At 70.7% G+C, this 20000-nt stretch carries 17 protein-coding genes; 5 read left to right on the top strand and 12 right to left on the bottom strand.

Features of this window, described 5'->3' with window-relative positions:
- Positions 1-70: 70 nt before the first annotated feature.
- Positions 71-493, bottom strand: coding sequence for a phage tail protein (locus ACWFR3_RS10125; RefSeq protein ID WP_453734099.1), 423 nt, complete (start codon positions 491-493; stop codon positions 71-73).
- 80 nt (positions 494-573) lie between these two features.
- A complete protein-coding gene (locus ACWFR3_RS10130) occupies positions 574-1206 on the bottom strand; it encodes a hypothetical protein (protein ID WP_453734100.1) in 633 nt (210 codons plus the stop codon).
- A 649-nt stretch (positions 1207-1855) separates the two neighbouring features.
- Here ACWFR3_RS10130 and ACWFR3_RS10135 point away from each other — a divergent pair.
- From ACWFR3_RS10135 to ACWFR3_RS10145, 3 genes are all read left to right on the top strand, one after another.
- On the top strand, positions 1856-2491 hold the full coding sequence (locus ACWFR3_RS10135) for a hypothetical protein (protein ID WP_453734101.1): 636 nt from the start codon (positions 1856-1858) through the stop codon (positions 2489-2491).
- Positions 2492-2515: 24 nt separating this feature from the next.
- Positions 2516-3070: a hypothetical protein gene (locus ACWFR3_RS10140; protein WP_453734102.1), complete on the top strand. Its 555-nt coding sequence runs from the start codon at positions 2516-2518 to the stop codon at positions 3068-3070.
- Positions 3071-3385: 315 nt separating this feature from the next.
- Positions 3386-4264: a hypothetical protein gene (locus tag ACWFR3_RS10145; RefSeq protein WP_453734103.1), complete on the top strand. Its 879-nt coding sequence runs from the start codon at positions 3386-3388 to the stop codon at positions 4262-4264.
- On the opposite strand, the gene ACWFR3_RS10150 is transcribed toward ACWFR3_RS10145, so the two are convergent.
- The 4 genes from ACWFR3_RS10150 to ACWFR3_RS10165 all read right to left on the bottom strand — a co-directional run bounded on the left by ACWFR3_RS10150 (position 4213) and on the right by ACWFR3_RS10165 (position 7019).
- Positions 4213-4371: a DUF6760 family protein gene (locus tag ACWFR3_RS10150; RefSeq protein ID WP_361195977.1), complete on the bottom strand. Its 159-nt coding sequence runs from the start codon at positions 4369-4371 to the stop codon at positions 4213-4215. The two genes, ACWFR3_RS10145 and ACWFR3_RS10150, sit on opposite strands and share 52 nt — an antisense overlap.
- A complete protein-coding gene (locus ACWFR3_RS10155) occupies positions 4368-4877 on the bottom strand; it encodes a hypothetical protein (RefSeq protein ID WP_453734104.1) in 510 nt (169 codons plus the stop codon). The genes ACWFR3_RS10150 and ACWFR3_RS10155 overlap by 4 nt, the downstream gene beginning before the upstream one ends.
- Positions 4877-5320 (bottom strand): phage tail protein, encoded by a 444-nt coding sequence (locus tag ACWFR3_RS10160; RefSeq protein ID WP_361195981.1) that lies wholly within the window; start codon positions 5318-5320, stop codon positions 4877-4879. Before ACWFR3_RS10160 ends, ACWFR3_RS10155 begins: the two co-directional genes overlap by 1 nt.
- An 82-nt stretch (positions 5321-5402) precedes the next feature.
- Positions 5403-7019 carry a phage tail sheath subtilisin-like domain-containing protein gene (locus ACWFR3_RS10165; RefSeq protein ID WP_453734105.1) on the bottom strand — a complete coding sequence of 539 codons (1617 nt, stop codon included), beginning with the start codon at positions 7017-7019 and terminating at the stop codon, positions 5403-5405.
- Between the two features lie 427 nt (positions 7020-7446).
- On the opposite strand from ACWFR3_RS10165, the gene ACWFR3_RS10170 reads away from it, so the two are divergent.
- Positions 7447-10227 (top strand): eCIS core domain-containing protein, encoded by a 2781-nt coding sequence (locus tag ACWFR3_RS10170; protein ID WP_453734106.1) that lies wholly within the window; start codon positions 7447-7449, stop codon positions 10225-10227.
- Positions 10228-10348: 121 nt separating this feature from the next.
- Positions 10349-11749, top strand: coding sequence for a hydrolase (locus ACWFR3_RS10175; RefSeq protein ID WP_453734107.1), 1401 nt, complete (start codon positions 10349-10351; stop codon positions 11747-11749).
- A 27-nt stretch (positions 11750-11776) separates the two neighbouring features.
- Here the strand turns inward: ACWFR3_RS10175 and ACWFR3_RS10180 are convergent, their stop codons facing one another.
- From ACWFR3_RS10180 to ACWFR3_RS10205, 6 genes are all read right to left on the bottom strand, one after another.
- Positions 11777-13816, bottom strand: coding sequence for an ATP-binding protein (locus ACWFR3_RS10180; RefSeq protein WP_453734108.1), 2040 nt, complete (start codon positions 13814-13816; stop codon positions 11777-11779).
- Positions 13816-14493, bottom strand: a complete 678-nt coding sequence (locus ACWFR3_RS10185) for a DUF4255 domain-containing protein (RefSeq protein ID WP_453734109.1) — start codon at positions 14491-14493, stop codon at positions 13816-13818. Before ACWFR3_RS10185 ends, ACWFR3_RS10180 begins: the two co-directional genes overlap by 1 nt.
- Positions 14494-14752: 259 nt before the next feature.
- Complete coding sequence (locus ACWFR3_RS10190; protein ID WP_453734110.1) at positions 14753-15376, bottom strand: TetR/AcrR family transcriptional regulator; 624 nt, start codon at positions 15374-15376, stop codon at positions 14753-14755.
- Positions 15377-15429: 53 nt separating this feature from the next.
- Positions 15430-16482, bottom strand: coding sequence for a 2-oxoacid:ferredoxin oxidoreductase subunit beta (locus ACWFR3_RS10195; RefSeq protein ID WP_453734111.1), 1053 nt, complete (start codon positions 16480-16482; stop codon positions 15430-15432).
- Complete coding sequence (locus ACWFR3_RS10200; RefSeq protein ID WP_453734112.1) at positions 16472-18379, bottom strand: 2-oxoacid:acceptor oxidoreductase subunit alpha; 1908 nt, start codon at positions 18377-18379, stop codon at positions 16472-16474. Before ACWFR3_RS10200 ends, ACWFR3_RS10195 begins: the two co-directional genes overlap by 11 nt.
- Before the next feature lie 13 nt (positions 18380-18392).
- Positions 18393-19991 (bottom strand): biotin carboxylase N-terminal domain-containing protein, encoded by a 1599-nt coding sequence (locus ACWFR3_RS10205; protein WP_453734185.1) that lies wholly within the window; start codon positions 19989-19991, stop codon positions 18393-18395.
- Between the last annotated feature and the right edge of the window lie 9 nt (positions 19992-20000).

The raw sequence follows: 20000 nt of genomic DNA on the forward strand, positions 1-20000 counted from the left end.
GGTGTCTCCTGCTCCTCTCTCCGGACTCCCGGGTCACTCGGACCCCGGGCCCCTTGCTGGTTCCGGTCTCTCAGTCCGTGAACCCGTGGTGGGCGATCTCCAGGACCTCCGTGGCGACGGCCGGGCTGCTGGGATCGAGCCGGGGGCCCTGCCAGCTGACGGGGAGCACGTCGATCAGGCCCCAGCGCGCCACCTCCGACCCGTCCGCGCGCAGCGCCGCGATCTGGGCGGTGGGCCGCTTGATCCCCGTCTGCACGGAGGAGATCCACTTGGCGACCTTCGTGGTGTCCGGGGTGAGGGGGCGGGTGAGGCGGATGGTGGAGAAGGTGACGCGGGAGGGCAGTTGCCAGACGAACCCGTTGTTGCCGCCCTCCTGGTGCTGCTCGATCTCCACCTGGGACGAAAGACCCTCGCACCCGTTGAAGAAGCCGAGGCTCTGGCCGTCGATGGACAGGCTGAACCAGATCGTGGAACCCGGGTCCTGGCGGGGCATCGCGGGTGGGCCTTTCTGTCGGTGCTGTGGGTGGTGCTGTTGTCGCTGCGGCGGGCGGTGGCGGGGGGCCGGGGGGCGGATCAGCGGCGGTCGTCGCGGAGCCTGCCGATCCGTTCGCGGTCCATGCGGAGTTCGGTGCGTACGAGGCGTGTGACGCGGCCGATCATGCGGTGCGTGAGTTCGTCGAGCTGGAAGTCCGTGAGGTCCTTCGGGTCGAACGTCCCCTCGGGCACCCGGGTGTACCCGGGCGGCGGCGTACTGCTGGAGACGGACGCGGTCGCCGAGGCCGTGTTCCTGTCGGGCGGGAACGGCAACGGATCGTCCTGGACCGTCTCCTGCTCCTTCTCCTGCTCCTTCTCCTTCTCCTTCTCCCTCTCCTGTCGGCTCCGCTGGTCCCGGCTGCCCGGCCACATCCGCGCCAGAGCGTTCGCGGCGGTGGCCCCGGCAGCGGCCGCGAGCGTCTCGGTGGCCGAACGGGAAGCGGAGCGGGTCGCCGAACGGAGACCTCGCTGAACGACGGCTCCTGCAACGGGACTTGGGCCGGGGCCTGCGGCGGTGGCACTGCTGGTGCGGGCAATGGGCAGGGGCTGGGCGGAGGTCGCGGGGGACGGTGTCGAGGGGGCGACCAGGCGGGCTACGGGGAGGGGCGACTGACGTGCGGTGGCGGTGGTGCTGGGTGAGGTGAGGAGGGGGCGTACCGGGGTGGCGGGCATGGTGGGCCGGGCGAATGCGGCTGATGCGGCTGGTGCGGCTGATGCGGCTGATGCGGCGAGACGTTGGACCGGCGGGATCGTGGTCGCGTTGGACTGAGGTGTACGGGGGCGTTGCGCCGGGGCAGGTTCGGCGGGTGTCGCCACGGTCGGCCTTGAGGCAGCCGCAGGCGCAGACACCGAGGCCGAGTTGAGGGCGGTGGCGGCGCGCTGCACGGGCCGTGTTGCGGGTACGGCCCGTTGCACGGGCGGCGGCGCCTGCGCCGTCGATGCGGTGGGGCGCGAGGTCTCGGAGGCCGGCTGCGTGGTGCCGGTGAAGGGTGCGGGACCCGGGTGCGGGTGAGGGGCGGGGCCGGTGGTCGGTCCGGAGGCGGTGGCTCGCTGTATTGGCAGTGCAGTGGCTCGTTGGGCCGGTGACACGGCGGGGCCTGCAGGTCCTGATGCTCCGGGGGGCGGCGGCATGGTGCCGGGGTCCGGTGCGGAAACCGGATGCGGGGCGGAGGGGGTGGTGCGCTGAACCGGCGGCGCTGGTGGCGTCGCGTACCCCGGCGAGGGAGCAGGGCCGGTGGGAGTCGCACGCTCCTGTGAGGGAGCAGGCGCGGTGCGCGTGTGGGGTGTGACGGATCGCTGAACGGTAGGCACCGTCGGGCCCGTGGGCCCGGGCGAGGTGGGAGCCGCGTTCGGAACGTCCTTGCGCGGCGCCGGATTCGACGACGGTGTAGACGAGGTGGGCAAGCTGGGCAGGTTGGGCACCCTGGGTGCGGTGGTCCGCTGGGTCGGCGCGGAGGCAGGGGGGCGTGGGTCGCCGGTCGGCGTGGCGGGTGGGTTGGAGGCGACGGCCCGCTGCACCGGGGGCAGAGCTGTGCGCTCGCTGCTGGGTGACTCGGCAGGCCCCTGCCGCAGCGAGTCCGTGAGCGGTACGGCTCCCGGAGGCGGTGCGGTGACCGGCGCGCCGAGGGGGATGCGACCGCGCGGGGCGGGCCTGCTGACGGGTGCCGTGGAGCGCTGGACCGTGGGCGCGGGCGGCGTGGCGGCCTGGTGCGCGGGCGGCTCGGCGGGGGTGGTGGGGGTGTTGGGTGCTTCGGTGGCGCTGGAGGGGCCCGAGTGTGCCGACGTGGATGGCGTGGCCGAAGTCGGCGTGGACGTAGGCGCCTTGGGCATAAGTGTCTTGGGCGTGGCGCCGGACGTGACCGGGGCGCCGAGGCCCGGGCGGTTGAGCTTGCGGGAGGCGCTGCGCTGGACCGTCGCGGGGCGGGAGCTCGTGGGCCGGGGGCTCGCGGACGGTTGAGGCGCGCCCGAACTCGACGTCGGCATGCCCGTACGAGCCATCTCCCCCGATGCGGGCGAGTTGCCTGCCGCCGTACGCGAAACACTGCCCCCCGTACGAGGGCTGCCTGACGCCGCTCGATGGTTGGAGTCCACCCTCGACGTCGGCGTCCCCGTACGAGCCGTCTCCCCCGACGCGGGCCAGTTGCCTGCCGCCGTACGCGAAACACCGCCCTCCGTACGAGGGCTGCCTGCCGCCGCTCGATGGTTGGAGTCCACCCTCGACGTCGGCGTCCCCGTACGAGCCATCTCCCCCGACGCGGGCGAGTTGCCTGCCGCCGTACGCGAAACACCGCCCTCCGTACGAGGGCTGCCTGCCGCCGCTCGATGGTTGGAGTCCACCGCAGGCGCGGCGGGCGGCGAAGGATGCGGGGCAGCGGGCGCAGGGCTGCTGTGCGCGCTCCGAGCCGCCCGTTGCACCGCCGGTCCCGCAGCGGAGGGCCCGGGACGGTCCGTCGGCTTCGCGGCGGCCCGGGAGGCGGTGCTCGCCGAATCGGCAGAACGTGTCGCGGCAGCCGACGAAGCGCCCGGCTGCGGCTGAGGCGCGGACAGCCGAGCTGTCGGCTCCGGCATCGGCATCGGCATCGGCATCGGCATCGGCATCGACGAAGTACCCGTGAACGGCGGCGCTGAGGGGAGTCCCCCTCCCCCAGCGTCCGCCGAGTCAGCCCGGTTCCCCGCCCCGCTGCTCTCGGCAACCGCGGCCGCCGGCGCAGGCCCGCGACGGGCCACCGGCAGGACGCGGCGCTGCACCGCCGCAGGCGCGACCGGCGCTCTGGTCAGGGCGGGTGGCCGCGTGGCGGCCAAGGACACGGCGGGCGTCACACGTACCCCGCGGGCCGGCGCGGGAGGCGGCGTGGCAGCGCTCGGTGCACGGGACGGCGTGACGGCCGGCGTCCCGCTCCCCTCCTGCATGGCACGCGAGCGCTGCACGGACCGGGGCACGGGTACCTCGCTGCCGGAACTTTGCACCTCCGGGTTCCGTGGCCGCTGGAGCCCCACCGCGGGTGCTCCGTTACCGCCCCGGCTCCCGGGCGCCGCAGCACGCTGCACCGGCAAGGGCGAAGCCACCGGCGCCTGCCTGGGCCGCCGCGCGGACGGCAGCCCCGTACCGCCAACTCCCGTTACAGGACCGCCGGATGTCACACCACCCGGCCGACCGGTGGACGGCGCCTCGGATGCTCCCGGCGCAGCCGCCCGCTGCACCTCCCGCAACGGCGCCACCGGCATCGCCCGCGCCGACGGGGGCGGCGACGCCGGCGTCCAGGGCGCCGCGCGCCCAGCCCCCTCCAGCCCCGTGACCGGCCGCGCCGTATCGCTCAGGCTCCCGGACGACGAGGAGAAGGCGGAGGAGAGCAGGCTGCTCGACGACGCTTCGTCCAGGACTCCCGTGCGCGATGACGTCTCCGCGAACGAGGGGTTCTGCCACGTGGACAGCCGCATGCCGAACGCGGAGTCCGCGACGGCGGACCCGCCGTCGTGCACGGCCCGCTGGATCGGCGGCAGCCCCGACCACGCGCCCGGCAGCGCTGCGGCACTGCTGGACGCAGCGCCGGACTGCGCCTCGGACGCGGAGTCGGTGGCCGACGGAGCCGCGGCGGCAGCACCGTCGAGCGCCTCCGCGCCCCCGCCCACGTCCGCGCGCTCGCCCCGCCCCCGCAGCCGGTCGAAGAACCCCACGCCTCAGCCCTCCGCCCCGGCGAGCGTCACGAAGGACGCGATCTGGTCCGCGTAACGGCGGCGGTCGTGGTGTTCCAGGTCCAGGATCGTCTCCAGGTTCCAGTGGAAGTGATAGGCGACGTACGCGATCTCCTCGTGCAGTCGGTCGGTCGCGTACGTCACGATTCCCCCAGGCGGCTCCCGCCGAGTTCCACCTCGAACGGCTCGGAGCAGTGCGGGCACACCACGGCGGCGCGGGTGTGTCCCTCGGCGTTGATCTGGCGGTAGAAGTCCTGGAGGAACGCGAGGTCGGAGGCGAACAGGTTCTCCACCGTCCCGTCGTGCACCGACGGCAGCGTGCCCAGGCGCGTGATGACCCGGCCCAGGAGCACCACCGACAGGTACGCCGGGTTCTCCTGGACGCGGACATCGCGCAGCGGGATCAGTTCGTCCCGCGCGGTCGACAGGCGCATCACGCCGTCGCGGTGCACGGTGCCCGCCTCGTCCACGTATCCGCGCGGCAACTGGAAGGGGAACTCCGTGCGCAGGGCCCGCGGTGCGGTGTCGGCAGGAGCGGCGGAGGGAGCCTGAGCGGGGGGCTCCGCTCCCCCCGCCGCAGTCTGGGCGGTGGCCGGGGGCGCCGCGACGACCGCGCCCCCGTCCGGCGTACCGAAAGCCTTGCGGCGCATTACTCGATGACCAGTTCTTCGAAGACGATGGTCACGGTCTCGGTGAGCACGGCGGCCTCGCCGGCCTTCAGGCTGCTGGCGTCGATCTTGCTGCACCAGGCGTTGCGCAGGTTGTAGCGCTTCACCGGGTTGTCCTCGTAATCCATCATGATGATCGAGGCGTTCTTGCGGGCCGTGCTCATGCGACCGGTGATCGAGTCATTGATCCACTGCGTGAACGCGGACGACTGGGTCATGCCGCGCACCACGGTGCACTGCCCGTTCTTCTGCACGCCCGGCAGGATGGCGGTCTCGATCTTGCCCTGCGCGGTGTTCTGCTGGCTGACGATGATGTCCTGTTCGAGGGTCAGGCCGCTGACCTCCTGGAGGTACTCGACCATCACGCCGTCGATCTGCAGACCGAAGTTGTGTGATGTGAGGGAGTCACCCTGCATGAGACTCATGGAATCGCTGTCCTTCTAACGCTTTGTGGCGATGGCGTACGACGGTGGTGGAGGCGGACGATCGGATGGGCAGGCGGGCCGCCTACTCGTCCAACTCCCCGCTGCCGCTGGAGAACTGGGACAGGCGGAAGATCACGAACTCCGCGGGCTTGACCGGCGCGACACCGATCTCGCACACGACGCGGCCCAGATCGACCGACTCCGGCGGGTTGGTCTCCTCGTCGCACTTGACGTAGAACGCCTCCTCGGGCCGCTGGCCGAAGAGCGCGCCGTTGCGCCACTCGGTGACCAGGAACGCCGAGATGTTGCGCCGGATCCGGGCCCACAGCGCGTGGTCGTTCGGCTCGAACACCACCCACTGGGTGCCGATCAGGATCGACTCCTCCAGGTAGTTGAAGTACCGGCGGATGTTCAGGTAGCGCCACTCGGGGTCGGAGGCCAGGGTGCGCGCGCCCCAGACGCGGATGCCGCGGCCCGGGAAGGCGCGGATGCAGTTGACGCCGATGGGGTTGAGCAGGTCCTGCTCGCCGCGGGTGATCTGGAGCTCCAGGTCGACCGCGCCGCGTACGACCTCGTTGGCGGGGGCCTTGTGCACGCCGCGCTCGGCGTCGTTGCGGGCCCAGATGCCGGCGATGTGACCGCTCGGCGGCATCATGCGGGCCTTGCCCGATGCCGGGTCGAAGGTCTTGAGCCAGGGGTAGTACAGAGCCGCGTACTTGGAGTCGTAGCCGGCCGTCTCCTGGCGCCACACCCGTATCTGACGGGCATTCAGGGTCGGCGGGGGGTCGATGACCGCGACGCGGTCGCCCATCAGCTCGCAGTGCGCGATGAGGCCGAGCTGCACGGCCTTGACGGCCTCCAGGTCGATCGCGCCCTGTTGGTAGGCGGCCATGAGGTCGGGGACGGCCACCATGGAGATCTCATCGATGGCCTCGAGGCCGCCGAAGCCGGTGCGGTCGGCGGAGTCGCCGAGGTACTGGGCCGGACCGGGGTGCGAGGTCTCGTCCTGTTCCACGGCCGCGGGCGCGGACGCGGGCACGGGGGCCGGGGCGGGCGGCGCGGGCAGCGCGACGGTCTGGTTCTCCGGGCGGGTGAGCTGCGCCCCGGAGGCGTTCTCCGTCACGGTGATGAGCTTGGAGCGCTCCTTGACCTGGGTGACGACGTAGGTCCGGTTGCCCTTCTTGGCGCTCACGTCGAAGGTCTCGACCGGCTTGTCACCGCTCTTGACGATGAGCTTGAAGCGCTCGGCGGGGCCCTCGCCCTCGGGGTCGGCGACCTCGACGCTCAGCGGGCCGTTGGCACCCTGGCCGGTGGCCGCCACGGAGAAGGCGCCGAGCTGCTTGGGCTCGGCGGCGGGCAGTGCGGGTGCGGGCGCCGAGCCGTTCACCGCGGCGGGGTTCTTGCTGTCCCCCGTCGACCCGTTCGAGCCCTCGGCGGAGCCGCCCACGCGGACCACGTACGCCGCGGAACCGCCGTTGTTGAAGAAGCCGTAGACCGAGTGCGCGAGGTAGTAGCCGTCGGTGAAGTCGCCGAAAGCGGCGACGTACTGGGTCCAGTTGGTCACCAGCGTGGGCTCGTTCAACGGACCGGACGAGGCGAGTCCGACGAAGGCCGCCACGGAGGTCCCCACTCCCTCGATCGGGCGCGAACCGCCGGACACCTCCTCGACGTAGACGCCGGGCGACAAGTAGGACGGCATGCTCTGCTCTCCTCGGGGTACGAGACGGGACTCCTCCAGCCTGATCGGCGCGGTGCGCCGCCGGAATGTCCTCGGGTGCCATGCCTTGGGCAACGTCGGTGCCCGCAAGGGCACTTCGCCGCGGACCGGTGAGGTACGTCCGCGCTGCCCGTCTCGTTTCGTTGCCCGTAAGTCTGCCCCCGTGGCCCTGCCCGGGAGGGGGCCGGATGCACGAGGGTGGTGGGTCACGTTCGCCTCGGAGGCGCGGGAGTTGTCTCGGGAGTTGTCTTGAGGGGATCCCGGCGGCCGCTGCCTCCCTGCCTACCGGAGAGACGGGACTGCCATGCGTGCGCAGGAAGAACGGCCGCGGCAAGAGGCTGCCGGCCCGGGGCGCGGCACGCGCCGGACCACGTCCGCTCCCGCGGGCCTGGGCCCGGGCCAGGGGCCGATGACCCGGGAGAAGATGGCGACGCTGCAGAACCTGGTGGGCAATCGTGTGGTGGCGCGCCGCATCGCCCCGGAGCAGCACGTGCACGGCGGCGGCTGCGGCCACGACGGGGTGGAGGCCGCCCGTCCGAAGGAGGCCGGTCCCGGAGAGGCCGGTCCCCAAGACCACAGCTCTCTGCTCGCTGCCGCCTTGGCTTCGCAGGGCGGTGGCCGTCCGCTGCCGGAACCGATGCGCGCCGCCGGGGAGTCGTTCTACGGCACCGACATGACGCACGGCCGCCTCCACGACGACACGGTGGCCCAGCGGGCCACCGAGGCGATGGGCGCCCAGGCCATGACGATCGGCAACCACGTCTTCCTTCCGCCGCGGGCCGCGGGGAACCCGCAGATCGTCGGTCACGAACTCAGCCACCTCAGCGACAACCTCAACGGCAAGCCCGAGACGGGACGCGACGAGGGCAGAGGGGTCCCGGTCACCGACCCCGCCCAGTCCTCCGAGAAGCGGGCGGACACCAGGGGCGCCGCCTTCGCCGCGCGGTCCAGGACCGCGCCCCCCGCGATCGCCCAGCGGGCCGTCAAGGGCGGCAGGGCGGGGTCCGGTGGGCCGCGCCTGACCGGCCCCCCTGTCGTGGCCCGCGTGAAGGACACCAAGGCCAAGGCCCCGGCCAAGGAGAAAGCCCCGGCCAAGGCGAAGGCCCCGGCGAAGGCTCCGGACAAGGGCAAGGCCAAGGCCGAGGGGAGCGGCGAGTCGAGAATGGCGGCTTGGGAGCACCGCTTCAAGAAGATCGACAAACTGGCCAGGGCCTGCACCTGCGGTCAGCAGAACTCGCGTGCGGGCCGGGTCACCGCGGAGGCCCTGCTCCGTCTCCCGCGTTCCTACAGGCACCAGACGGACGAACAGAGCCTGCGGCACATCTCCCGCGTCCTCTACAAGGCCCTCGGCCACCTGAAGACGAAGGAGACGGACGCCCCCGAGTCGGCGGGTGCGGCAGGTGCGGCAGCGGGCCAGACCAAGGAGCAGGAGATCCAGTCCATGCTCGTCAACGGCCACCTGGTCTTCACCACCAACCTGAATCAGACCGTCAAAGACCTCCACACCGCGCTCCTGGCAGCCGGCCCCGAAACAGACGGGGTGGACGCGGATGCCCAGGCCCTGCGGGACATCATGCTCACCGACTTCGACGACCCCGGTTACGAGGCCGACGACGAGCAGGAGATGACGGCCACGGCTGCGGGCAAGCGCCCGGCACCCGCGGGCGCTCACCAGGCCGACAAGCGACGCAGGACCGACAAGGGCGCCGCGCCCGCGCCGGCGAAGGACGATGACGACAGCCAACGGAACCGGCAGGCCCGACTGAAGATCGCTGCGGGTTTCACGATGCAGGCCATGCCGCCGGTGCCGCCGGGCGCGGCGATGGATGTGGAGGGACAGGACCCGCACGCCGGGGCCGGTTCGTACAAGCGCGACAACCGGACGCTGCAAGCCCTGCGGGACATGACGTACGTCCGCAAGGTCGACATCTCCAACGCCCGTGTCGCGAAGGACGACGACTACCGTGCGTATCTGGCCGAATTGCTCGCGGTGGACAGCCAGTACAAGGGCTACGCGTATCTCCTGGTGAACGGTGACACCCAGGATGACCAGCACGCCGAGCAGAAACTGCTGATGCTGCTCAACCACGCGGGTGTCAGCGGCGAAAACCCGCCCGACGGGTCGGTGCTCGTCCGCGGCCGCAAGCGACCGTGCCAAGGCTGTCTCGCGCTCCTGGACTTCGTCAAGAAGGACCTGAACATCGACCTCCGTTACGACAAGAACGGAAACCACTACTTCGTGGGTTCAGTCGAAACCGGCGTCAAGCACATGCACCGGGACGCCGGGGAGAAGTCCGAGGAATTCTATGGCCACCTCGAAGGTCATATGGGGAAGAAACCGACCGTTTATGTCTCGGCACCCAGGAACGCACCTGCCCTTGAAGCAGAGGGAGTCGGCGACCCCGAAATGGGCGGCGAGGGGGGCCTGCAGCAGAGGATGGTGCTCCTTGAGGTGCGGGACGAGAAGACGGGCGAACTCACGCATCTGAAGTACCCCAACCTCGGTGAGCAGTACATGGTGGACACCCCGTCCAACACCGAAGCCTCGGGCGACGAACTGGTGGATAGAACCAGCCGGATGGGTCTCGGGAGCCAGTCCGTCTGGAAGCAGCGGGGCGCGCCCGAGCCGGAGAGGAAGCCTGCGCAGCCCAAGATGAGCGCCGAGGAGTTCGAGGCGGTCGTCGCTCCGCAGCTGCTGGGGTTGATGCATGACGACCTCAAGGCCGAACGGGAGAACCATGTAGAAGGAAAGAAGTACGAGGAGGACTTCTCCGAAGCCTTGATCGACAAGATCAACGAACTGACGGCCAAGGAGAATTCGGTGACCAGCCAGGCGGTGATCGCCGATTGGTTCGACATCTCGTCGGTGGCATTGGGCAACAAGCTGAAGAAGAAGGAGCGGAAGCAGGCTCGGAGCGTCGTCAACGCGGCGACCAAGAGGGAGCTCGAGAGCAAGATGAAGGACTTCGACCCCAATTTCCACAGTGCGTGGAAAAAGGTCGAAGAAGGCGGAGAGATGAAGGTCCCCAAGTTCGAGAAGGAATTCAAACGACTCCTCGGGGAGATCATGTACGGACGTGGGGGCGAAAATGTCTCCCCGGCGGCACTGGCCAAGGCCCTCAAGGTGAAACAGCGCCCCTTCAAGGACACCCATGCTCCAGCGATTCGCAAAGAGTTCGGCTACAAGTAGGGCACGTCAGGTGCAGGGGGGCCGCTCACTGACCCGGCGGACACTGCCGCCGCCCCTGAGGGCAACGGACTCTGCCCGGCGGACTCCTGACGGCCCGCCCAGACCCTCCTAGCGTCGAGGCGTGAGCCTATGGACTTCTCTGGAACCCGCCTCCGCGACCGTCGATCCCGGCAGCAGCACCACGGTGCGCCTGAAGGTGCGCAACACCGGTGACATCGTCGACGAGTACCGCTTCGAACCGGTCGGTGATCTCTCGCCCTGGATCACGGTGGAGCCGCCGTCGCTGCGGCTCTACCCGGGGACGACCGGCACGGTGGAGCTGACGTTCGCCCCGCCGCGTACGCCGGACGCCGCCGCGGGACCCAACCCGTACGCGGTGCGGATCACGCCCACCGAACACCCGGACGCCGTCACCGTCCCCGAGGGCAACCTCACCATCACCCCCTTCACCGAGGTGCGCGCCGAACTGGTGCCGCCGACGGTGAAGGGGCGGTTCCGGGGGCGGCCGCGGCTCGCGGTGGACAACCTCGGCAACACCAAGGTCACCGCATCGCTCAGCGGCAGCGACACCGGGGACCGGCTCTCGTACGACCTGCAGCCCAGCAACATCCAGATCGAGCCGGGCCGGGCCGCGTTCGTGAAGACGACGCTGCGGCCCCGGCAGATCACCTGGTTCGGGTCGAAGCAGGAGCAGCCCTACACACTGGCCGTACGGCGCTCCGGCACCGAACCGATGGACGTGGACGGCACCTTCGTACAGCGCGGGATTCTGCCGGGCTGGCTGGCCACCACCTTCGGTCTGCTTCTCGCGGTCGCCATCGCTTTCGTCGTGATCTGGCTGTCGTACAACCCGCAGGTGAAGAGTGTGGCGCGGGAGAAGCCGGTGGAGGCGGGCAAGATCGCGCCGTCCAGTCCGCCGCCTCCCATCAGCAGTCCGCCGGCCTCACCCGAGGAGAAGCCGGAGGACGACAAGAAGGAGGACTCCGACGGCGGCTCGGACTCCGGGGGCGGCGGAGGCGGCGGAGGAGGGGGCGACAAGCCGCCGAAGCCCAAGAAGGAGACCGCCGCCGACGCGGTGCGCAAGGTCGCCGAGCGCAGCGAGGGCCGCCACATCTGCTACCGCGCCTTCGTCGCGGGCGACGGCTGGCAGGACCCGGTGTGCGACGGGGCCGAGGCCGGCACGGTCGGCAAGGGCACGCCCATCAAGGCCCTGAACATCGCGGTGGTCAACACCGGGGGTGTCAGCGGCACCGGCGCCTGGGTGGGCGAAGGATGGCGCAAGGAGATCCCGTGGGCGGAGGTGGAGGACGGCAAGAACATGTACTTCGGCAGTTCGAAGAGCGCCGACCCCGCTCTGGAGGGCTACACCTTCAAGGTCCTCGACGGCGTCGTGTGCAGCGACGCCCGCGTGAAGGACGAGCAGTGGATGGGCAGGGTGTGCACCGACCCCGGCGGGTGGAAGTACCACGGGAGCCCGATCGAGCAGTACAAGCAGCTGGAAGCGGTCCGCTTCACCGTGTGACGGCCCCCGCTGCCACACGGCCGGTCCTCACCAGTTGGCTTCGCCCGGCACGAGCCGGCCCGCCTTGCGGTACTCGCGGCGGGCGCCCTCCAGGAGGTCGCCCGCCGCGACCGGCTCGTCCCGGCCGGCCGCGAGGTAGGCGGCGGTGACCACCGCGCTGCGAATGGAGCCGCCGGCCAGCTCGAACTGCCCCGCAAGCGGGTCGAGTTCGATGTTCTCGACGCGGGGCACGTGCGCCAGGCCGTGGCGCCACAGAGCGAGGCGCTGCCCCGCGTCCGGGAAGGGGAAGTCGACCACCAGGTCCAGGCGGCGGGTGAACGCGTCGTCGATGTTGGCGCGCAGGTTGGTGGTCAGGAGCGCGATGCCGTCGAAGGACTCCAGGCGCTGCAGCAGGTAGGCGCTCTCCATGTTGGCGTACCGGTCATGGGAGTCCTTGACCTCGGAGCGCTTGCCGAAGACGGCGTCGGCCTCGTCGAAGAGGAGCACCGCGTCCGTACGGTCGGCCTCCGTGAAGATCCGCTCCAGGTTCTTCTCGGTCTCCCCTACGTACTTGTCGACGATCGAGGAGAGCTGGACGACGTAGAGGTCCACCCCCAGATCGGCGGCGACGACCTCGGCCGACAGCGTCTTGCCGGTACCTGACTCCCCCGCGAACAGTCCAAGGACCCCGCGTCCGCGGCCGCCGCCCGCGCTGAGCCGCCAGTCGCCCAGTACGCGGTCGCGGTGGCGGGCGCGCAGGGCGAGTTCCCGGAGCTGGGTGAGGGGCGCGGGGGGCAGGACCAGGTCCTGCCAGGTCACCGCGGGCCGGATACGGCGGGCGTGCTGTTCGAGGCCGGAGGCCGACTGCTGCCGTGCGGCGAGCCGGACGTGGGCGGCGGTGAGTTCGGTCCCGTCGAAGGCGGCGAGCGCCGCGGCGGCCTGGGCGGCGCGCCCGATGCGCTCGCCGCCGAGGTGGTACGGGGCCACGGTGCCGGCCAGGTCGAAGCCGTCGGCGGCCGTGCCGAGGGCGGTCCGCCATGTCGCGGTGCCGCCTGCCGGGAGCCGGGGTGCCTGGAGCACCAGCGGGTCGTGGGCGGACCACTGCGGGTCGTACGGGCGGGGGTCGGCCAGGAGCACGGTCACATCCGTGGCCGCGTTCAACTCGGCCACCATCGCGCCCGGTTGCTCGGGGAGGTCCGACACGACGACCGCCCGGCCGGTGAGGCGCGCCTCGCGCAGCAGCTCGGGGAGGTGGTGCCCGGGGCCGGAGAAGCGCAGGGCGTCCAGGCCCGCCGCGTGCAGGGCGGAGGCGATGGCGGGCAGGGCGTCGCCCCCGCGGTGTTCTTGCAGGTAGGCGGTGCAGGGGCCTGCGCCGATGCGGGCGGCCAGACGGGGGACGAAGTCGTCGTCGTGCGCGGCCCCCGGCTGAGGAGTCGGCACCGGCGTGGGCATGGGCATGGGCTGCAGCAGGCCCAGGAGCGCGGCATCGGGGGTGGTGTCGCCCAGCAGATGGGCGGTGATCCGGTCGGGCACGAGCAAGGAGCGGGTGAGCAGCGGCCGTTCGGCGTCCTCGATGTGCAGCAGCCCCAGGGAACGGAGGGGCGCCGAGAGGTGGAAGCGGGCGCGGGCGTCCGGCAGATGAGCGGGGATACCGCACAGCTCCAGGGCGAGTCCCACGGTGGCGCGGCGGCGGCTCACGTCGTCGTTGAGGTAACCGTAGAGCGGCTCGAAGGTGCGGTCGATGTCGGGGGCGATGGCGATGAGCAGGACGGCCGCGTCCAGCTCGGTCAGGCGCAACCTGGCGGCGGTCCGGGCGAGTTGGTCGTCGGGGGCAGGGCTGATCCGCGGCCAGGACGCCGCTGCCTCCGGTGCCGCGCGAGGCCCGGCGTGCAGCAGGTGACGTATGGCTTCTTCGGACAGGTACAAGCCGCGCAACGGGTCGCTCGCGGTGGGGTCGTCGGCCGAGCGGGACTCGATGAGGGCGGTCACCGTCTGCCGCAGCCCCGCCAGCCGGTCGAGGAGGGAGTGAGCGGGCCCTGTGGCACCGGGCTCCCGGGGGCGGGCGGGGTCTTCCAGGGACGTCGTCATCAGGGCTGCTCCGTGCGGCGCGCCGCCGCCTGCTCGTGGGCGGTGCGGGCGGCGGCCACCTGGCGGGGCCGGTGGGAACGCTCGGCCGAGCGGGGCGGTCCGCCGTCGGCCGCGCGCAGCCGGACCGTCGCGCCCTCGGTGACCGGGGGCCCCGCGTCGTAGTCGGGGTAGGCCGGGAACGGCACGGTGACCGCGAGGTCCAGGGAGGGCTTGAGTTCGCCGCCGAGGGCGGACCAGATGTCGGCGAGGGACCTGGCCTCCGACTGGCTGCCGGAGACCGTCACGGGAATCGAGAGGCCCGGGCGCCCGAGCGCGTCCGGGAGTTCCCCGGCGGACAGCAGCTCGTGCGGCAGCAGGGTCGCCAGTACGGCCGACAGCAGGCGGTGTTCGTCCTGCGGCGTCTTCGTCCAGGCCGTCACCAGATAGGAGAGCCGGAACCAGCGCGGAGGACGGCGGCGGCGCACCACGATGTCACGTTCGTCGCGCAGTCCGGTGTGACCTCGCTGCCGCAGGGACACGTCCTCCCGGATGTCGTACAAGTAGGCGTTGACCACGGGTGCGTTGCGCCGGGCCGCCCAGTCGCGGGTGGGCACGTCGAAGGACACCTCGATGCCGGATCCGGACAGCGCCCCACCGCCGATGAGGCCCTTGAGCACCTCGTCCACCTCATGGATCACCCTTGCGCTCCCACCTGCCGTTCGCTCAACCGCCGTTCGGGCCGGCGACGGCCCTGCCCTCGATCGTGCTCTCCGGAGCGACCGGCGTGCAGGTACGCCGGGGATGACGGCGGGGCAGGGTTGGCTGCCTCAAAGGGCTGCTCGGGGAGCCCGTTCGGCCCCCTGCGATGCGGTGGCCGCTCGACTCAGCTACCTGGCGGCGTTCAACAGGGATGTTCAGCGTCTGACCGCTCGCTCCGTTCGCTCCGTGACTGACAACTCAACTACTCGGCTTCCCCATACTCATCAGGCCGCGCAGACCGTCCTGCAGCGCCTTGACCGGCACCTCGTCGAACAACGCCAGCTGCGCGGCGAACCCCTGAGCCGTTGCGGCCATTACCCGCGCCACACGTTCGGCCGGGACGTCGTCACGCATCATGCCCGCCGCCTGATACCCCTCGACGATCCTCACCCAGGCCACCCGCACCTCGCCGAACCCCTGCCGCATCACCGCCGCGAGCTCTTCGCTGCGCAGGGTCTCCGCCCACACCTGGACCATCAACCGCGGGAAGTACGCGACCTCCCCATCCTGTGCGCCCGGCTGCTGCCCCATCACCTGAGTCAGCGCCCGGCCGACCAACACATCCGGCGGAGGCGGCGGAGTCTCCTTGCCAGCTCCCTCGAAGGTCTCCCGCAGCCGCTCAAGGGCCTCTCCGACGATCACGCCGATCAGCTCTTCCTTGCCGCGGAAGTAGCGGTAGACCGCACCGGCCGAAAGACCGACCTCCTTCAGCACATCCTGCATCGAGGTGGCGTGGAAACCATTGCGGGCAAAGCAGCGAGCAGCACCGTCAAGGATCTGACGACGCCGTGCGTCGAGATGCTCCTGAGATACGCGAGCCATACCGGCCAAGCTAAAACGAACATTCATTCCTGACAAGCGCCCTGAGGACGACGTCAGCCGACGACGGTCCAGGTGTCGTTTCCGGCGAGGAGTTCGGCGAGGTCGCCCTTGCCGTTCTGTTCGATGGCGGTGTCGAGCTGGTCGGCCATGAGGGTGTCGTAGACGGGGCGTTGGATGTTGCGGAAGACGCCGATGGGGGTGTGGTGCAGGGTGTCGGGATCGGCGAGGCGGGAGAGGGCGAAGGCGGTCGTCGGGGAGGTGGAGTGCGCGTCGTGGACGAGGATGTGTGACTCGGTGTCCGGGGTGACCGGGACGACTTCGAGGTCGCCGGTGGCGGGGTCGCGTACGACGCCCTTGGAGCTGTCGGGGCCGAAGCGGATGGGCTGGCCGTGTTCCAGCCGGATGACCGCCTCTTCGGCCTGCTGCTTGTCCTTCAACACTTCGAAGGCGCCGTCGTTGAAGATGTTGCAGTTCTGGTAGATCTCCACCAGGGCGGTACCGGGATGGTCGGCGGCCTCGCGCAGCACGCTGGTGAGGTGCTTGCGGTCGGAGTCCACGGTGCGTGCCACGAATGACGCCTCCGCGCCGATGGCGAGGGAGACCGGGTTGAAGGGGGCGTCCAGGGAGCCCATCGGCGTCGACTTGGTGATCTTCCCGACTTCGGAGGTCGGGGAGTACTGGCCCTTGGTCAGCCCGTAGATGCGGTTGTTGAACAGCAGGATCTTGAGGTTGACGTTGCGGCGCAGGGCGTGGATGAGGTGGCTGCCGCCGATGGACAGGGCGTCGCCGTCGCCGGTGACCACCCACACGGACAGGTCCCGTCGGGAGGAGGCGAGTCCGGTGGCGATGGCGGGGGCGCGGCCGTGGATGGAGTGCATCCCGTAGGTGTTCATGTAGTACGGGAAGCGCGAGGAGCAGCCGATGCCGGAGACGAAGACGATGTTCTCTTTGGCCAGGCCGAGTTCGGGCATGAAGCCCTGCACGGCGGCCAGGACGGCGTAGTCCCCGCAGCCCGGGCACCACCGCACCTCCTGGTCGGACTTGAAGTCCCTGGCGGACTGCGTGGCCTCGGCCTTGGGGACGAGGGTGAGTGCCTCAGCGGGCATGGAGAGCCTCCCGGAGTACGGCGGCCAGCTGCTCGGCCTTGAACGGCATTCCGTTGACCTGGTTGTACGAGTGCGCGTCCACGAGATATTTAGCCCTGATGAGGGTGGCGAGTTGGCCCAGGTTCATCTCCGGGACGACCACGCGGTCATACGAGCGCAGCACCTCGCCCAGATTCCGCGGGAAGGGGTTGAGGTGGCGCAGATGGGCCTGCGCGACGCTCTCGCCGACCGCGCGCAGCCGGCGGACCGCCGCGGTGATCGGCCCGTAGGTCGAACCCCAGCCCAGGACCAGCAGCCTGGCGTCCCCGGTCACGTCGTCGACCTCCAGGTCCGGCACCCGGATTCCGTCGATCTTGGCCTGGCGGGTGCGGACCATGAAGTCGTGGTTGGCCGGATCGTAGGAGATGTTGCCGGTGCCGTCCTGCTTCTCGATCCCGCCGATCCGGTGCTCCAGGCCCGGCGTGCCCGGAATCGCCCACGGACGGGCCAGCGTCTGCGGATCCCGCTTATAGGGCCAGAAGACTTCGGTGCCGTCCGCCTCCGTGTGGTTGGGTCCGGAGGCGAACTGCACCCGCAGGTCGGGCAGTTCGTCGGTGTCCGGGATCCGCCACGGCTCCGAGCCGTTGGCCAGATAGCCGTCCGACAGCAGGAAGACGGGGGTGCGGTAGGTGACCGCGATCCGGGCCGCCTCCAGCGCCGCGTCGAAGCAGTCGGCCGGGGTCCTCGGCGCCACGATCGGCACCGGCGCTTCCCCGTTGCGCCCGTACATCGCCTGCAGCAGGTCGGCCTGCTCGGTCTTGGTCGGCAGTCCGGTGCTCGGTCCGCCCCGCTGGATGTCCACCACCAGCAGCGGCAGCTCCAGCGACACCGCCAGGCCGATGGTCTCCGACTTCAGCGCCACCCCCGGACCGGAGGTGGTCGTGACCGCCAGCGACCCGCCGAACGCGGCGCCCAGCGCCGCCCCGATCCCCGCGATCTCGTCCTCCGCCTGGAAGGTCCGCACCCCGAAATTCTTGTGCCGCGACAGCTCGTGCAGGATGTCCGAGGCCGGAGTGATCGGATACGAGCCCAGATACAACGGCAGATCCGCCTGCCGGCCCGCCGCGACCAACCCGTACGACAACGCCAGATTCCCCGAGATATTGCGGTACGTCCCCGCCGGAAACGCGGCCGCCGCCGGGGCCACCTCGTAGGAGACCGCGAAGTCCTCCGACGTCTCCCCGAAATTCCAGCCCGCCCGGAACGCGGCGATGTTCGCCGCCGCGATGTCCGGCTTCTTGGCGAACTTGGACCGCAGGAACTTCTCCGTGCCCTCGGTGGGCCGGTGATACATCCACGACAACAACCCAAGGGCGAACATGTTCTTCGACCGGCCCGCGTCCTTGCGCGACAGGTCGAACTCCTTCAGCGCCTCCACCGTCAGCGTGGTCAGCGGCACCGGGTGCACGCTGTAGCCGTCCAGCGAGCCGTCCTCCAGCGGCGACACCTCATAGCCCACCTTGGCCATCGCCCGCTTGGAGAACTCGTCCGTGTTCACGATGATCTCCGCGCCGCGCGGCACATCGGCGATGTTCGCCTTCAACGCGGCCGGGTTCATCGCCACCAGCACGTTCGGCGCGTCACCCGGCGTCAGGATGTCGTGATCGGCGAAATGCAGCTGAAAGGACGACACCCCCGGCAGCGTCCCGGCAGGCGCCCGGATCTCCGCCGGGAAATTCGGCAGCGTCGACAGATCATTCCCGAACGACGCCGTCTCCGAAGTGAACCGGTCCCCCGTCAACTGCATACCGTCACCCGAATCACCCGCAAAGCGAATGATCACCCGATCCAGACGGCGTACATCCTTCTCCCCGGTCGAGTGTGACGGCGTGGCCGGTACTGAAGTGTTCGGTGACATATGGGGATCCTGATCAGTCTTGGATTTCACAGATGGTTTCACCGGCCGCCAGGCTTCCTCCGGCCGTCTCCGCCGTGAGGCCCTTGATGGTGCCCGAGCGGTGGGCGTTGAGGGGTTGTTCCATCTTCATGGCCTCCAGGACGACGACCAGGTCGCCCTCCTTGACCTCCTGGCCCTCCTCGACCGCGACCTTGACGATCGTGCCCTGCATGGGCGAGGCCAGGGTGTCGCCGGAGGCCGCCGGGCCCGACTTCTTCGCCGCGCGCCGCTTGGGGCGGGCGCCGCCCGCGGCGGCCGTGCGGGCGATGGTCATGCCGAGCGAGGAGGGCAGCGAGACCTCAAGACGCTTGCCGCCGACCTCGACGACCACCGTCTCGCGGCCCGGCTCCTCGTCCGTCTCGGCGTCGGCCGCAGCGGCGAACGCCGGGATCTCGTTGACGAACTCGGTCTCGATCCACCGGGTGTGCACCGTGAACGGGTCGCTGGAGCTGGTCAGTTCGGGTGCGAACGCCGGGTCCCTGACGACCGCGCGGTGGAAGGGGATGGCGGTGGCCATGCCCTCCACGGTGAACTCCTCCAGGGCGCGGGCGGCCCGCTGAAGGGCCTGCTGACGCGTCGCGCCGGTGACGATCAGCTTGGCCAGGAGCGAGTCCCAGGCCGGGCCGATCACCGAGCCGGACTCCACGCCCGCGTCCAGGCGCACGCCCGGACCCGACGGCGGGTCGAAGAGGGTCACCGTGCCCGGCGCGGGCAGGAAGCCGCGGCCGGGGTCCTCGCCGTTGATGCGGAACTCGAAGGAGTGGCCCCGCATCTGGGGGTCTCCGTAACCGAGCTCCTCGCCGTCCGCGATGCGGAACATCTCGCGGACCAGGTCCAGGCCGGTGACCTCCTCGGTGACCGGGTGCTCCACCTGCAGACGGGTGTTGACCTCCAGGAAGGAGATCGTGCCGTCGGTGCCGACCAGGAACTCCACGGTGCCGGCGCCCACATAGCCGGCCTCCTTGAGGATCGCCTTGGACGCCGCGTACAGCTCGGCGTTCTGCGCTTCGCTCAGGAACGGCGCGGGGGCCTCCTCCACCAGCTTCTGGTGGCGGCGCTGCAGCGAACAGTCACGGGTGGACACCACGACCACGTTGCCGTGCTGGTCGGCCAGGCACTGCGTCTCCACATGCCGCGGCTTGTCCAGATGGCGCGGCGTACCGGCCACCAACGGCGTGCCGTCCACCAGCAGAGCACCCGCGCGCTGCGCGATGTGCCGGGCGGCGACCTTGTCACCCAGGTCGCGGATGGCCTGCGGCGGCGGGCCGATCCAGATCAGGCCCGCGTCCAGCACGGCCCGGGCGAATTCGGCGTTCTCCGAAAGGAAGCCGTATCCGGGGTGGATCGCATCCGCCCCCGCGTCCTTGGCCGCGGCCAGCACCTTGGAAATGTCCAGGTAGCTGGTGGCCGGAGTGTCACCGCCCAGGGCGAACGCCTCATCTGCCGCGCGTACATGCAGCGCATCCCGGTCAGGATCTGCGTAGACGGCTACGCTCGCGATCCCCGCGTCCCGGCATGCCCGAGCAACGCGGACAGCGATTTCGCCACGGTCGGCGATGAGCACCTTGCGCATGGCCATGCG

The sequence above is a fragment of the Streptomyces sp. NPDC055189 genome (assembly GCF_053606765.1).